We start from the raw sequence: 13,653 nt of genomic DNA on the forward strand, positions 1-13,653 counted from the left end.
CCCTGACGCCCCGGCGCTCGGCCCCGACTCGTCCGCGCCGGCGTCCAGTTCGGCGTCCGGTCCGGCGTCGAGCGCTGCCCGCGCGGTCGCGACGTACTCCCGTGGCCGCGCGCGCCCGGCCGGAGGGCGCGTCGCCTCACGGCGCGCGCCCCACCTCACTGCTACGGCCCTTCCCATTCAGGTGATTTATGTCAAGTAAGTCACTTCATGGGACCTACCATCCCCTTTCGTGACAGACAAACAAACCCGGAATGCGACCGATGTGATCATCCTCGGAGCCGGACCGGCCGGGCTCGTGCTCGGGAATCTTCTGCAGAACAGCGGGGTCGACTGTGTCGTCCTGGAGCGCGCCGAGCAGGCGTACGTCCGGACGCGGGCGCGTGCCGGGTTCCTGGCGGCCCACACCGTGCGCATCCTGGAACGGCACGGGCTGGCGGACGGCTTGCGGCAGCGCGGGCAGGCGCACAGCGTGTGCGAGTTCCGCAGCGCGGACGGCCGGTTCCGACTGGACTACGGCGGGCTCGGACGCGGTGAGCGGCACACCGTGTACCCCCAACAGCTCCTGGTCACCGACCTGTTGACACGGTTCGTCGCCTCCGGCGGACGAATCGACTTCGGCACCGAGGCGGTCGCCGTCCTGGACGCCGACACCGATCGGCCCTCCGTGGCCGTACGGGACGCGGACGGGCGGCCCGGCCGATGGCAGGGACGGTACGTGGCCGGGTGCGACGGGCGGCACGGCGCGGCACGGCGGTCGCTGCCGGCCGATTCCGTACGCCGGTACCACTGCGACCACGGCGTGACCTGGCTCGGGCTTCTCGCCGAGGCACCGCCGAGCATGGACGCCGTCGGGTACGCGGTGCACGAGCGGGGCTTCGCCGGGCACATGGCGCGGACCCCCGAGGTCACGCGCTACTACCTGCAGTGCGCACGCGGGACGCCGGCCGACGCCTGGTCCGAGGAGCGGATCTGGGACGAGCTGGAACTGCGCATGCGCGGGAGGGAGTACGGCCCGCTCAACCGTGGCCGTGTCGTGCAGCGGAGCGTCGTCGACCTGGAGTCCGACGTGCTCGAACCACTGCGACACGGCTCGCTGTTCCTGGCCGGCGACGCCGCCGGTCTCGTCAGCCCCTCCGCGGCCAAGGGCGCCAATCTCGCGGTCCTGGAGGCGGAGATCCTCGCCGAGGCTCTCGTCTCCGACCTCGTCGACGGCGATTCCGCCGGGCTCGACGCCTACTCCGCCCGGTGCCTGGCGTACCTGTGGCGTGCCCAGGAGTTCTCGCACTGGATGATCCGGTTGCTGCACGGGACGAACCGCCCGGCGGACAGCAGGCCGGACGGCAGCACGGCGGACGGCAGCACGGCGGACGGCGGGGCGCTCGGGGCAGGGTGCGGCACGTCACTGTTCCACGACTCCCTGCGGCGTTCCCGCATCGCTTCGCTGCGGACCTCGCGCAGCCACCAGGACTGGTTCGCCGAGCACTACGTGGGCGTATGAGGCTCCCTCCCCCACGTCCCTCACATCCCTCGTTTCCTTCGCCCTGCCTTCGCCCTGCATTCCGGTCTTCCGCCCCGCCTTTCCGATTTTTCGCCTCGCTTTCCGATCTTTCGTCTTGCCTTTTCCGACATGTACCGAATGAGGTTCCCCAACATGATCACGACGTTGCCGGACGACTCGTCACGGCTGCTCGCGACGGTCGACTTCGTCAAGGAGCAGGACACCGCCACCCTGCTTCCGCTGCTGTTTCCGGGACTGGACGGTCCGGAGCTGCGCACGCTCGTGGAGCACTGCCGCTTCTCCCATGCCGCCCTGCTCGTCTTCCCTTCGGACGAGGCCGAGTTGCGGGCCCTGCTCTCCGGCTGCGGCCTCGACGCGGTCGCTCCGCCGCGGCCGAGTGTGGTCGTACGCGAGCGGCTGGCCGTACGGCATCGGCGTCCGGCCGCCGAACTGGACGTCGGCATCCTGCGCCCCGGGGTGCTCGGCGCGGACGGTGATCGCCGTACGGTCGAGGTCTTCGCACTGACCGTGGCACCGGGATCGGGGCTCGACGCGATCGCCGCGCATGAGCGTGCACACGAGCACGAGACGCATGTCGCCTTCGACGTCGCCTCGCCCAGCTCGTTGGTGTTGCGCGGCCTGTGCGCGACCTTCGCGCGCTTCGGAGCGACCCCGGACGGCGGGGGCTACAACCCGCACGAGAACGGCACCGTCTTCTACTTCGGCGCCGCCGCGGAGGCCAAGGTCGGGTACCGGCGCGTGGAGCTGTACGTGCCCGGCGACCACCGGGACGTACTCGCCGCGCATCTCGACGAGCACCGCGCCCGGCAGCCTGCCGAAACGCTCCTGCGCCTGCTGACCGGGGCGTGGACGACCCAGGCGCTGGCCGTCTTCGCCCAGCTCGGGGTGCCCAACGCGATGGGGACCGAGCGCGGGACCGGCGTCGAGGAACTGGCACGGGAGGTCGGTGCGAGGCCGCGGAACCTGGCGACGCTGCTGCGCTATCTGGCGATGCTGGGCGCGGTGACGGAAGGCCGCGACGGCTTCCGTCTCACTGAGGTGGGCGCACTGCTGCGGGCCGGCGCGCCGGGGTCGATGCGAGCACTGGCGCTGATGTACGGCGGCCCGTTCTACGAGTCGTTCGCCGCACTCGGCCACACCGTGCGCACGGGCCAGGTCGGCTTCGAGCATCTCTTCGGCGAGAACCACTTCGACCACTTCGCCCGCGACCCCCACCTCGCCGAACTCTTCGACGGGTCCATGGCCGCCGGAGCGGCGATGTTCGACCCGGTGCCCACGCATCCGGCGCTCACCGTCGCCGCCGAGGCTCCCGCCGGGGCGACGGTGGTCGATGTGGCGGGAGGCAACGGGGAGTTGCTCGGCCGTGTCCTCGCCGCGCACCCCCGGCTGAGCGGGGTGCTGCTGGAGCGTCCGCACGCGGTCGAGGCCGCTCGCCTCCGGCTGGAGCAGGCGGGTCTGGGCGGTCGATGTGCCTTCCTGGCGGGCGACTTCGCGGACGTGCCCGCGGGCGGTGACGTCTATCTCCTGTCCCGCGTCCTGCACGACTGGGACGACGAGCGCTGCCGCGAGATCCTGCGCCACTGTGCCCGTGCGATGCCCGATCACGCCGATCTTCTCGTCGTCGAACGCGTACTGCCGTCCGACGGCTCCGCCTCGCTGGCGATCGCCTGGGACCTGCACATGATGTGCAACGTCGGTGGGCGCGAGCGGCGGATCGGCCACTACGGCGACCTGTTCGCCGACGCCGGCCTCACTCTGGTGGGCCGGACACCGCTGCCCCTGGACGGCCATGTGCTGTACGTCAGGAAGGCCGGGGCGGATCCGGCTCCGGTGTGACGCAGGAGCCCCGGCGCCGGCTCGACGGCGGAGCTTCAAGCGGTTCGTGGGTACGGCGTTCGCGGTGGCGGGCCTGGCCGCGACGCAGTCCGGCGGAGAGGGCTACCGCATGGCGACCGCACGCGGCCACGCGGCGGTGTACCTGTCCGGTCACAAGACCGGCAACATCGCGAAAGGAACCCCCATCACCGTCACGGTCTGCGCCGTGAAGGGCGCGAAGGCGCAGTGCGGCTCCGCCCACGGTCGGGCGTAGCCGACGCGACCGCCGACGCGACCGCCGGCGGAACACGACGACGCGCCCGGCGCCTCGGGGCTGGGCGCGTCCGTCCGCGCGCCCGGCGCCCTCGGCGGCTTCTGTAGCCTGGCGGCGCTGGACGTCGGGGGGAGCTGACCGTGCTGAACATCCTGTCCGTGGCCATCGGGGCCGCCATCGGCCTCATGGGGGCGGTGTTCGGTGTGTGGTTCACCGCGCGCCGGCAGGACCGCATGTGGCTCCGCGAGCAGAAACTCAAAGCCGGGATCGGCTTCAACACGGCCGTGGTCCAACTGCTGGACCATCTGAAGGAAACACGCCTGGGTGACGACGGTCCGGGCGCCAACGAGTTGGCGAACCAGCTGCAGGAAGCACGCTCTGCCCTCTACCTGCTCTGCGCCGACGACACCGTCGCTCTCGCCGATGCTCTCGCGCGCCGGGTGTGTAGCACCAGGCCCACCGAGGGCCGGGACGACCGCCGCGCCGAGTTCCGGGAGACGTTGGACCTCCTGCGCCGCTTCACCCAGCAGCTCCGGCAGGAGATCACCCGATCGTAGGCACCCCCCGAGACGTCGCGCGTGCTCCGCACGGCCGTCGGTGATCGCCGTGACGGATCAGACGACCGTCAGGGCATAGCAGGCGAAGGCTCCCGCCAGTACCGCGACCGCCGCTCGGCGGGGCCCTCGGATGCCGGTCCAGGGTGCTTCGAAGCGGTGGGTGAGGCGGCCCAGGGCGATGAGCGCCGCGGCGATGAGGGGCAGCCAGGCGAGCCGGGCGAGGATCCAGGCGATGCTGTCCGGGGGTGTGGTGAGTCCGGGTATCGGGCTGCCGAGGAGTGAGCCGGGGATCGCCAGGGTGAGCAGGGCCGTCTGGTGCCAGCAGAAGATGGTCATCGCGCAGAGGTTGACGGTCACGACCGCCGCCCACAGCGAGCGCCGGCGCCGCAGGAGGCCGTCGAGCCGGTTCCGCAGCAGGATCGCCGCACCGCACTGGACGGAGGCCAGCGCGAGCACGAGCAGGGACGGCGGATGGGAGTTGGTGCGCTGCGTGCCCGGCACGCCCACCATGCTCGCCGGGTAGTGGAAGGCGAGGAGCAGCACGGCGAACAGCGCGCCGCCGCCGAGCAGCAGCAGCCGGGCACCGCGCCGCCCCAGCCTCCCCTCGCCCCAGCAGACGCCCAGCTGGTACGCGAACAGCCAGCCGGGTCCGAGGTTGAGCAGGCCCAGCCAGGAGGGCATGGTGTCCGCCCAGGGGCCGTAGCGCAGCAGGTCCACGACGGCGACCGAGCCGAGCAGGGGTACGGCGGTCCACGCGCCCCAGGTCCGCGCGGCGCGCACGCACCACGGTGTCAGGGCTGTCACCAGTACGTAGATGCCGACGAACCAGAGCGGCTGGACGACCAGCACCGCCCCGGTGCGCAGGGTCGCGGCCGGCACCCCGGCGGTGTACAGCACCGGCAGGAGGACGGCCCACACCGCGGCGACGCCCAGGACGGGGCGGCCGAGACGGGCCAGCCGCCCGCGCAGCCAGACGCCCGTCGGCACTCCGCGTTCGGCGGAGCGGCGCAGGGACAGCGTGGAGGCGCGACCGCCGACCAGGAAGAAGATGCCGAGCATCTGCAGCACCCAGCTGACCGGGGCGAGAAAGCCGAACGCGGTCAGCGGGCTCGCGTTGTGCAGCGCGCCCTCGGGGCCGAGGGTGAGGCCCGCGAGCATCCAGTGGCCCATGGGGACGGCGAGCAGGGCGAGGGCGCGCAGTCCGTCGAGCGCTCGGTCGCGGTGGGCGGGTGTGCGCGCTTCGATACGCGCGGCGGCCGCGGAGAGCACGGTGGGCACGGAGAGGTCAGCGAAGGCCATGGCGGCAGTCCTTCGTGGGGGTGCCGGCGGTCGGGTGGGCGCAGGTGACGGCCCCGTAGTCGCCGAGGGCGATGGCGGCGTAGTTGGTCAGGGAGGCGGTGCCGGGGGCGAAGTAGCCGGCGTGGCCCTCGGCCCTGTCGGAGGAGACGACTCGGGCCCCGAAGGCCGGGTCGGCGGGATCCGCGCCGTGGCCGAGGCCGAGCAGTTCGACAGGGGGAACCCGGTGGATCCAGTCGGTCGCGTTCCGGGCCGTCGCCCACAGGTGGGCCCGTGTCCCGACCGGGACCTGGCCCGCGTGGTCGAGTCGCATGCCGGGCGATGCCACGACGACGAGGTCCGACCCCTGCCGCCCGGTCATCCGGTGGGCGGCGGCGCCGCACAGCACGGAGCCGTAGCTGTGGCAGAACACCGCGGGCGGGGCGGCCGGGTGGGTGGTCGCGGCCAGTCCGTCGAGGAAGCGGAGCAGCCGGGGAGCGCCCTCTTCGGCCAGGTGTCCGGTGGCGGCGTCCCAGCCGACGCCGACCGGGGTGGTGTAGCCGACCCACACAATCACGGCGGGGTGGTCCGCCGGGGAGAGCCGGGTCATCTCGGCGCGCAGGTCGCGGGCCATGCTGGCCGCGGCGTCGTACGAGGTCAGGTCCGTGTCGGAGCCGGGCACGACGACCGCCACGCGGCGCGCGGTCCGCAGATCCCCGTACACCTCGGCGACCTGCCCACGGCCCCGAAGGTCGAGGGCGAGGATGTGACGCCCGGGTGCCAGGAGTTCGCCGTACGTCGCCGCCCGCGCCCGGGCCTCGCGGCGGGCGCCGTCGGGCTGCTCGGGGTCCGCGGCGCGGGCCAGTTCCCGGTCGCGTCCGGTGGTGAGTGCGCGGACGTCGGCGGCGTACCGGAGGTCGGGCGGGGCGCCGTCGAGGCCGCCGACGACGAGGGGGTGTCGCTCGGCCAGCGCCGTCCGTCGGGCCGCCGTCAGGCCGGCGAAGAACCGTGCGACCTGGTCGGGTGTGGCCGATGCGGGGTCCGGCAGTGGTCTGCCGAGGATCCGGTCGGCCGTCCACGCCTTCGTGCCGGCGGGCGGGCCGGTGACGGCGGTCTGGATGTCGCCCGCCGCCCAGCCCGCCGTCCCCGCGACCGACGCGAGCGCCAGTGCGCAGGCGACGAGCCCTCGTCCGAAACGCCTCATGGTGTGTCTCCCCGCTTCCCCGTCGTACGTCCTGGTGGTGGGCGGAAGGTAGGGAGCGGGGTGGCCGGTGGGCGTCACACCGGGGAGCCAACCTGCGCGTAGCACCCTGGTAGGGGGTGGTTGGCGGGACCTCAGCGCAGAGTGAAGAAGATCATCGGATTGTCGGTGCTCTCCCGGACGGGGTGAGCCAGCGCGAGGGAGCGCTTGATGTCCTTCAGGCGGTCGTGGATCTCGGGGGCGCGCGCCCGGGACGCGGTGAAGGGCACGTTGTCCCGTTCCGCGAGCCAGCGCAGGACCACCGCCCCCTCGGTGAACGGCAGCGCGCGGCGGCCGTGGAACACGTCGTGGACGCAGACCGGTATGCCGGCCCGCAGCAGCGGGAACAGCTCGGCGAGGTACCAGCGGGCGAAGCTCGCGGAGTGCGCGGCGTCGATGAACAGGAAGTCGGCGCCGGCGGCGGGGATCTTCGCCAGGTTCTCCCGCGCGTCGCCCTGCGTGAAGGTCCAGCGGCCGGCGGAGAGGCTGTCGGGGACCTCCCGTACGACGTGGTCGACGATGTCGTACGAGTACAGGTGTCCGGTGCCGTTGTCGCGCAGGGCACGCAGGATCCAGGTGGTGGACCAGCCGTGGAAGGTGCCGATCTCCACCACCGTCTCGGGCCGTGCCTCGCGCAGCAGGAGATACGTGATCTCCGCCTCGATGTCGTCGAGTTGGGCCTTCATCGAGTGGGGCGGCGCGAGCAGGGTGCGCTGACGTTCACGGGCCCGGTCGAGGTCCTCGGCGAACGTGCGGTAGAGGCGGCCGATGTGGTCGAGGTCGATGGTCCGCCCGGCGAGGGGCCGTCCTTCCGCGGACCCGTCGACGGGCCCGCCGTCGTTCGTGGGGTGGCCGATGGGCTGGTTCATGCCGCACGCTCCTGCGAAGCCGTTTCCTTGATCGGGACCCGGTGATGCTGGAACGAGGGCCGGGGGTCGCACATCACACCCAGGTGCCAAACCTCATGTCACCCCCGGGTATGACGCGCGACCGGTCAGGCGGTGGGCTCCCCGGGCACGACGAGCCCCGACTCGTAGGCGAACACGACGAGTTGGGCCCGGTCACGCGCGCCGAGCTTGGCGAGGAGGCGGGTCATGTGCGTCTTGACGGTCTGCTCGGCCACCACCAGGCGCGCCGCGATCTCGGTGTTCGACAGCCCTTGGGCCACCAGCGACAGGACCTCCGCCTCCCGGGGCGTGAGACCGTTCAGACGGAGCCGGGCGGCCCGGGGCGCGGCGGGGCGGCGCCGGGCCATGTCCTCGATGAGGCGACGGGTGACGGAGGGTGCGAGCAGCGCGTCCCCCGCGGCGATGACGCGTACCGCCTGAACGAGTTCGGCGACCGGTGCGTCCTTGAGCAGGAAGCCACTGGCACCCGCGTGCAGTGCCTCGTAGACGTAGTCGTCGATGTCGAAGGTGGTCAGCATGAGCACCCGGGGCCGGTGCACCACGCCGCGCGGTGGGTCCAGCAGCCGGCGGGTGGCCTCCAGCCCGTCCATCTCGGGCATCCGGATGTCCATCAGTACGACGTCGGGGTGCGTGCGCCGGCTGACGTCGACGCCGACCCGGCCGTTCGGTGCCTCGCCCACGACGTCGATGTCGCTCTGCGCGGACAGCAGCGCGGCGAACCCCGATCGCACCATGTCCTGGTCGTCGACGACGACCACCCGAATTGCCGTACCGCCTGTCATGCCACCCCTGCTTTCCCGAGTACGCGCCGGTCCGTCGTGGTCAGAGGGCGCCGTGGCCCGTCACCGAGGCGAGCCACTGCGTGCCGATCAGCACGGCGACGGCCAGCGTGGTGACCCGCGCCAGGTGCCGGTTCGTCCGCGTGCCCCGCGATCCTGCCTTCGCCATCTCCGACTCCCTCGCCGCGCCCGTGTCGGCCCCGCGCACTGTCGCGGGGCCCGGCGCGGTCCAATCTGCCGCCCCGGGGAACGGCGTCGCCTCGGCCGAACGGCCAGGAGCGGGGCCCCGGAACCGCCGGCGCACCGGCCGAATGGTGGAGGAGGGGGCTCACTTCGGGCACAGAGAACGTCGTACCGGCTCCGAGGACGTCCTCGGAGCCGGTACGACGGCGCGCGCACGTGCCGGGGGAAGCACGGCGGCGCGTGTCCCACCTCGTCCTACGGCTTCGTAGTGCCGGGGTGGGTGCCCAGTCGGCCCGGGGTCGGGGCTCCCTCGGCCTCGCCGAGGTACACCGTCATCGCTGACGCACGGCACCTACCGGGGGCGCGGTCACCGTGGTGCCCGGCGGCACGGTGACCGCGCGGTCTGCGTTCTGGGTCATGCGTCCAGACTGTCGGGCATCGGGCGCCCGGAGTATCCGGCGAAGGTCCGGCGCACCCCCGCCACCCGGGGGGCCCGACCCCCACCGAACGGTGGGCCCACCCGTCCAGGGCCGATCATGGTCGCCCGCTCGGCGGAAGGACGGGTACGAGGGCGGAGAGTCCGCTACGCGCTAGAAGGCCGTGGTCCCGGCCGGCCATGCCCCACGGCCCACCAGGTCGAGGACGAGTGCGGCGATGTTCCACGCGTCGTCCTCGCCGCGGTGGTGGCGTCCCTCCAGCGGCAGTCCGGCGATCTGGAGAGCGTGGGCCATGCCGGGTTTCCTGCGCAGTCCGTACGCCTCGGTGAAGACGGCCTTGGCATTGGTGTGGGTGCGCTCCGTGGGATGGCCGAACGGGTACGCCACCGCGTCGGCCTGACTCTGCCGGGCGAACTGCCGGCGGTCGTACTCGCCCCAGCTCGCCCAGGGGCGCTCCCCGGCCTCGTACTCCTCGACGAGGATCCGGCAGGCCTCGGCGAAGGTGACGCCCTGTTCCACCTCGGCCTGCGTGAGTCCGGTCAGTTCCGTGCAGAAGTCGCTCACGGTCGACCGGACGGGGCGGACCAGGAGGCGATGCCGGGAGACGCGGCGCCCGGCGGACACGTCCACGACCGTGAGACCGATCTCGATGATCTCGTTCACGGAGCCGGGCGGCGGCTGTCCGTCCCAGCACGTGGCTTCCAGATCGATGACGTTGAGCAGGGAGGATTGCCGGCGCATGGGCCGAGGTTAGGGAAGCGCTCCGGGTTCCGGCACCTCATTTTCCGCCCGGCGGCGGGCCGACTCGGCGAAGCGGAACAGGACTTCGGCCGGGGCGGCGCTGCTGACCGGCCAGGCTCAGTGGCGAACCCGACCCGCCGGACAGGCGCCGTCCTCGCGCCACGCCCCGGTCCGCGCCCCTGCGCCCGCGCCGGTCAACGACGGGTGAACGGCGCCCGGACCCCTTGGGTCATGACACCCGTTCACCATGCCCCGCCGGGGAGCCCTGCAGTTCCCACTGTCTGGCCGCCAGGGCCCTCGCCAGCATCTTCGCCCGGTAGGGGTTCGCCCCGTCGAGGGCGCTCGCCACTCGCACCGCTTCCTCCAACAGGGCCAGCCGCCGCTCGGGCATCTCCCGCAGCAGAGGCGAACCGCTGACCTCCACCAGGACGTACGCGAGCTTCGACCCGTACGTCTCCGGTTCGACCTGGGTCAGCAGACGGTAGATCCACAACCCTTCGGCGCCCCGCACCACCCGCCGGTTGGCGCCCAGCAGCCTGACCCTCGCCAGCACGACCATGTCCTGATCCATGGATCCCCCCTCGTCGGCCACTCCCGGCCCGTGCATGTCACACGGTGAGACAGCACGGCGACCGCGCCGACAGCCGGGAACGGCTGCCGGCACGGGGGCCGGAGAGTGGATGACGACGAGTCTGACGCGCGGTACCCACGGCCACAAGAAAATGCGGGCGTGCTCTGCGTCCTACCGAAAAGCGCCTGCGAACAGGCATGATGGACCTGACACTCACTCAAGACCTAGGAGAAGCGGCGCAGGAAGACGTCCGACTTGCCGTTGGTGTCTCCCGGCACGATGTCGTCGGCCGTGGAATGGAAGACCACCTCGCGCCCACCGGAACTGACCGCGTCGGTCCCGGCCGTGGCGGGCTGCGCCGAGACGACCTCGTCGGAACCCGTCTCCAGGTCACGGAGCACCAGCGACGGTCCGCTCGTGTCGTGGGGCGCGTACAGCAGATAGCGGCCGGTGGGATCGATGGCCACGCCGCGCGCGTTCGGCACCAGTTGCTCGGTGCCGGAGCTTGCGTCGTGGACGTGGGTGTCGGAGCCCGAGAGGTAGACGACCTTCCGCCCGTCCTTGCTGAGCTGGACCAGGGTGGCCGCCTCGGCGGGGCCCTCGATCGGACCGGAGGAGGTGTCGTCGGTCCGGTCCCACACGAAGACGTCCTCCGCCCGGCCGTCCTGGTAGGCGACGAAGCGGCCGTCGCCGCTGACGGACGGCCGGGCCGAGACGGTGTGGCCGAGTTCGGCAACGGTCCGCGCGGTGTCGGTCTGCCAGTCCCGTACCTCGATGCGCTGCCGGGTCGGCGGCCGGCTGAAGGTGGCCACGTGGGCCATGGAGCGGCCGTCCGTGCTCAGCGACGGCTGACTGCAGCTGAGGCCGGGGCAGTTGATGCCGATGGTGCTTCCCGAACTCACCTGGGACAGGAAGGTCTTCGTGTCCCTGAACAGCATGCCCCACAGGGCGACGTACTGCCCGTCACCGCTGATCACCGGCCGCTGCATCGGAGAGGTGATGGTGGTCATCTGCTTGTTCAGGCCGGTCCGTCGGTCACGGACGAACACCCGCTCCGCCGAGGACGGGTCGGAGGTGAGGTTCTTCGCGAACGACGAGAAGGCGATGCGCCGGCCGTCCGCGGTGATCGTGGCACCGGCGGAATCGCCGTCGCCCTGGGTGCCGTCGGCCGCGACACTGACCCGCTCGACTCCGGCTCCGCCGTCGTTCGCGACGCCCGGCACGGTCCTGGGCTCGGCCGAAGCGGCTCCGGGCAGCACCGTCATGACCGTGCAGACCACTGCCGTGGCTCCTAAGAGGGCGCGCACACGCCGGGTGGCGCCCCGTTTCGCGGTTTCTCTCATGTCTTCCCCCTGATCGCTGGACGCGACTTTTCTCCCCGGCTCCCCACCGGAGGACCACCAGCATGCAACCGCGAGGGGGCCAGGGGGTCAATGCGTCGTCCGGCCGTCGACGCAGGATCTGTCGGGCCGGCGGTCAGGTTGGCTGAAGCTGGTCGAAGAGGGCGAGGGCCTGCTCGGGGTGCGGGCTCACGAGGCGTTCCAGACCGGCCGTCGTGATCTCCGCCCATCGGGCGGCCCGGGCCCCCATCCGCTGCTCGAAGTCGCGGACGGCCTCGTCCAGTTCTCCGGGGCCGGACGCGGTCGCGATGGCCTCGGCGAGTTCGGCGCCGTCCAGCATGGCGAGGTTCGCGCCCGCCCCCAGCGGGGGCATCAGATGGGCGGCGTCGCCCAGGAGCGTCACCCCGGCGACATGGGTCCAGGTGTGGGAGACGGGCAGGGCGTGGAGGGGGCGGCTGCTGAATGCGGTGCCGTGCCGCAGGAGGTCGAGTACGGGAGGGGCCCAGCCGTCGAACAGGGCCAGCAGGCTCGATCGTGTGGCTTCGGCGTCGGCCTGGTCCCGTTCCGCGCACCGGTCCAGCGGCGTACGGAACTGGGCGTACACCTTGACGTGTCCGCCGCTGTTGCGCTGGGCGACGAGAGCGCGGTTCACCCCGAACACCGCCAGGGAACCGTCCCCGATCAGCCGGGCGAGGTCCGGGTGGCGGGTGTCGACGTCGTCCAGGGAGGTCTCGACCGAGGTGACACCGGTGTAGTGCGGCGTCACCGGCGAGAGGGCCGGGCGGACCCGGGACCGGGCGCCGTCCGCGCCGACCACGAGGTCGAAGGTCTCGTGGCGCCCGTCCGCGAAGTGGACCACCGTGCCGTCGCCGGTCCCGGGCACCACGCCGGTCACGCCCCGGCCCCAGCGGACGTCGAGGGGGCCGAGCAGCAGGTCGCGGAGCTGTCCGCGGTCGATCTCGGGATTGGCCCGGTCCTCCGGACGGGGTCGCCAGTCGCGCAGGGTCGCCCCGGCCGGGTCCAGGATGCGCATGGCCTGCCCCTCGGAACGGGACAGCGTCTGGAACTCCGGCAGCAATCCTGCCTTGTCCAGTGCGAGTTGGCCCAGCCCTTCGTGCAGGTCCAGGGTGCCGCCGGGCGGTCGGGCGTCCGGTCCGGCGTCGCGTTCGAAGAGGGCGACGGAACGGCCGTGGCGGTGCAGGACGCGGGCGAAGGTCAGACCGGCCGGGCCGCTGCCGACCACGGCGATGCGATGTCTCATGTCGATACACTGTATTGACTCGGTACATCGTCTTGCAACAGTACGATGTGGCCATGACTGTGTGGGACCGACCGGAGCGACCCGCCCGCCCCGTGCCGCTCGACCGGCAGCGGATCGTCGACGCGGCCGTCGCGCTGGCGGACGAGGGCGGGCTGGAGGCGGTGTCGCTGCGCAAGGTCGCCGCCCGCCTCGACGCCGGCCCCATGCGGCTGTACGGGTTCATCTCCACCAAGGAGGAGCTGTTCGACCTCATGGTGGACGAGGTCCAGGCCGAGATCCTCCCCGAGGTGCGTCCCGGTGACTGGCGGGAGGCGCTGAGCATGCTCGCCCACCGCACCCGCGAAGCCGCACTGCGCCATGAGTGGCTGGCCGACCTGTTGGGTGGCCGTCCGGCCCTCGGCCCGAACGGTCTCGCCGTGACGGAGACCACGCTGGCCGCCCTCGACGGCCACACCGACATCGACACCGTGATGCGTGCCGTGGAGACCGTCAGCGCGTACGTCATCGGCGCGATCAGGCGCGAGATCGCGAACCTGCGGGCCGAACGCGCCTCGGGCCTGTCCAAGCACGACTGGCAGCGCGCCAACGGCCCGCACGTGACGAGGATGCTGGCCACCGGCCGTTTCCCGGCACTGGCCAAGGCCGTGCACGACGGCACGGACGTGGACGCCAGAACGTCCTTCGCGACGGGCCTGGACTGGGTCCTCAACGCCGTGGCCGCCAAGCTCCCCCCGCACACCGGGTGAAGCCCGT

At 72.3% G+C, this 13,653-nt stretch carries 14 protein-coding genes; 5 read left to right on the forward strand and 9 right to left on the reverse strand.

Annotated features, from left to right (window positions below; all coding sequences use genetic code 11):
- Positions 1 to 229 precede the first annotated feature (229 nt).
- The 4 genes from PYR72_RS05790 to PYR72_RS05805 all read left to right on the forward strand — a co-directional run bounded on the left by PYR72_RS05790 (position 230) and on the right by PYR72_RS05805 (position 4,165).
- Entirely contained in the window at positions 230 to 1,498 is a 1,269-nt protein-coding gene (locus PYR72_RS05790; RefSeq protein WP_275454226.1) for a 4-hydroxybenzoate 3-monooxygenase, read from the forward strand.
- Positions 1,499 to 1,651: 153 nt separating this feature from the next.
- Positions 1,652 to 3,355 carry a methyltransferase gene (locus tag PYR72_RS05795; protein ID WP_275454227.1) on the forward strand — a complete coding sequence of 568 codons (1,704 nt, stop codon included), beginning with the start codon at positions 1,652 to 1,654 and terminating at the stop codon, positions 3,353 to 3,355.
- Positions 3,356 to 3,401: 46 nt separating this feature from the next.
- Positions 3,402 to 3,608, forward strand: coding sequence for a hypothetical protein (locus tag PYR72_RS05800; protein ID WP_275454228.1), 207 nt, complete (start codon positions 3,402 to 3,404; stop codon positions 3,606 to 3,608).
- 140 nt (positions 3,609 to 3,748) lie between these two features.
- The gene (locus tag PYR72_RS05805) at positions 3,749 to 4,165 is read left to right on the forward strand and encodes a hypothetical protein (RefSeq protein ID WP_275454229.1); all 417 of its coding nucleotides are present in this window, start codon (positions 3,749 to 3,751) and stop codon (positions 4,163 to 4,165) included.
- Between the two features lie 57 nt (positions 4,166 to 4,222).
- Here the strand turns inward: PYR72_RS05805 and PYR72_RS05810 are convergent, their stop codons facing one another.
- The 9 genes from PYR72_RS05810 to PYR72_RS05850 form a co-directional block, all read right to left on the reverse strand.
- Positions 4,223 to 5,464, reverse strand: coding sequence for an acyltransferase (locus tag PYR72_RS05810; protein ID WP_275454230.1), 1,242 nt, complete (start codon positions 5,462 to 5,464; stop codon positions 4,223 to 4,225).
- A complete protein-coding gene (locus tag PYR72_RS05815) occupies positions 5,451 to 6,644 on the reverse strand; it encodes an alpha/beta hydrolase (protein ID WP_275454231.1) in 1,194 nt (397 codons plus the stop codon). The genes PYR72_RS05810 and PYR72_RS05815 overlap by 14 nt, the downstream gene beginning before the upstream one ends.
- 131 nt (positions 6,645 to 6,775) lie before the next feature.
- Positions 6,776 to 7,549: a class I SAM-dependent methyltransferase gene (locus PYR72_RS05820; RefSeq protein ID WP_275454232.1), complete on the reverse strand. Its 774-nt coding sequence runs from the start codon at positions 7,547 to 7,549 to the stop codon at positions 6,776 to 6,778.
- A gap of 125 nt (positions 7,550 to 7,674) precedes the next feature.
- A complete protein-coding gene (locus PYR72_RS05825) occupies positions 7,675 to 8,370 on the reverse strand; it encodes a response regulator transcription factor (protein ID WP_275454233.1) in 696 nt (231 codons plus the stop codon).
- A gap of 40 nt (positions 8,371 to 8,410) precedes the next feature.
- Complete coding sequence (locus PYR72_RS05830; protein WP_275454234.1) at positions 8,411 to 8,536, reverse strand: hypothetical protein; 126 nt, start codon at positions 8,534 to 8,536, stop codon at positions 8,411 to 8,413.
- Positions 8,537 to 9,140: 604 nt separating this feature from the next.
- Positions 9,141 to 9,728 (reverse strand): 3'-5' exonuclease, encoded by a 588-nt coding sequence (locus PYR72_RS05835; protein ID WP_275454235.1) that lies wholly within the window; start codon positions 9,726 to 9,728, stop codon positions 9,141 to 9,143.
- 229 nt (positions 9,729 to 9,957) lie between these two features.
- On the reverse strand, positions 9,958 to 10,299 hold the full coding sequence (locus PYR72_RS05840) for a hypothetical protein (RefSeq protein ID WP_275454236.1): 342 nt from the start codon (positions 10,297 to 10,299) through the stop codon (positions 9,958 to 9,960).
- Positions 10,300 to 10,523: 224 nt separating this feature from the next.
- Entirely contained in the window at positions 10,524 to 11,642 is a 1,119-nt protein-coding gene (locus tag PYR72_RS05845) for a hypothetical protein (protein ID WP_275454237.1), read from the reverse strand.
- Positions 11,643 to 11,775: 133 nt separating this feature from the next.
- On the reverse strand, positions 11,776 to 12,900 hold the full coding sequence (locus PYR72_RS05850) for an NAD(P)/FAD-dependent oxidoreductase (protein WP_275454238.1): 1,125 nt from the start codon (positions 12,898 to 12,900) through the stop codon (positions 11,776 to 11,778).
- Positions 12,901 to 12,953: 53 nt separating this feature from the next.
- Here PYR72_RS05850 and PYR72_RS05855 point away from each other — a divergent pair, with 53 nt between their 5' ends.
- The gene (locus PYR72_RS05855) at positions 12,954 to 13,646 is read left to right on the forward strand and encodes a TetR/AcrR family transcriptional regulator (RefSeq protein ID WP_275454239.1); all 693 of its coding nucleotides are present in this window, start codon (positions 12,954 to 12,956) and stop codon (positions 13,644 to 13,646) included.
- The last annotated feature ends 7 nt before the right edge of the window (positions 13,647 to 13,653 follow it).

Source organism: Streptomyces sp. VNUA24, assembly GCF_029167005.1.
Taxonomy (GTDB): domain Bacteria; phylum Actinomycetota; class Actinomycetes; order Streptomycetales; family Streptomycetaceae; genus Streptomyces; species Streptomyces scabiei.

Excerpts from the sequence above, each read along its gene's own strand:
- PYR72_RS05795 (WP_275454227.1), top strand. The coding sequence starts at position 1,652 with ATGATCACGACGTTGCCGGACGACTCGTCACGGCTGCTCGCGACGGTC.
- PYR72_RS05810 (WP_275454230.1), bottom strand. The coding sequence starts at position 5,464 with ATGGCCTTCGCTGACCTCTCCGTGCCCACCGTGCTCTCCGCGGCCGCC.
- PYR72_RS05815 (WP_275454231.1), bottom strand. The coding sequence starts at position 6,644 with ATGAGGCGTTTCGGACGAGGGCTCGTCGCCTGCGCACTGGCGCTCGCG.
- PYR72_RS05820 (WP_275454232.1), bottom strand. The coding sequence starts at position 7,549 with ATGAACCAGCCCATCGGCCACCCCACGAACGACGGCGGGCCCGTCGAC.
- PYR72_RS05825 (WP_275454233.1), bottom strand. The coding sequence starts at position 8,370 with ATGACAGGCGGTACGGCAATTCGGGTGGTCGTCGTCGACGACCAGGAC.
- PYR72_RS05830 (WP_275454234.1), bottom strand. The coding sequence starts at position 8,536 with ATGGCGAAGGCAGGATCGCGGGGCACGCGGACGAACCGGCACCTGGCG.
- PYR72_RS05835 (WP_275454235.1), bottom strand. The coding sequence starts at position 9,728 with ATGCGCCGGCAATCCTCCCTGCTCAACGTCATCGATCTGGAAGCCACG.
- PYR72_RS05840 (WP_275454236.1), bottom strand. The coding sequence starts at position 10,299 with ATGGATCAGGACATGGTCGTGCTGGCGAGGGTCAGGCTGCTGGGCGCC.
- PYR72_RS05845 (WP_275454237.1), bottom strand. The coding sequence starts at position 11,642 with ATGAGAGAAACCGCGAAACGGGGCGCCACCCGGCGTGTGCGCGCCCTC.
- PYR72_RS05850 (WP_275454238.1), bottom strand. The coding sequence starts at position 12,900 with ATGAGACATCGCATCGCCGTGGTCGGCAGCGGCCCGGCCGGTCTGACC.
- PYR72_RS05855 (WP_275454239.1), top strand. The coding sequence starts at position 12,954 with ATGACTGTGTGGGACCGACCGGAGCGACCCGCCCGCCCCGTGCCGCTC.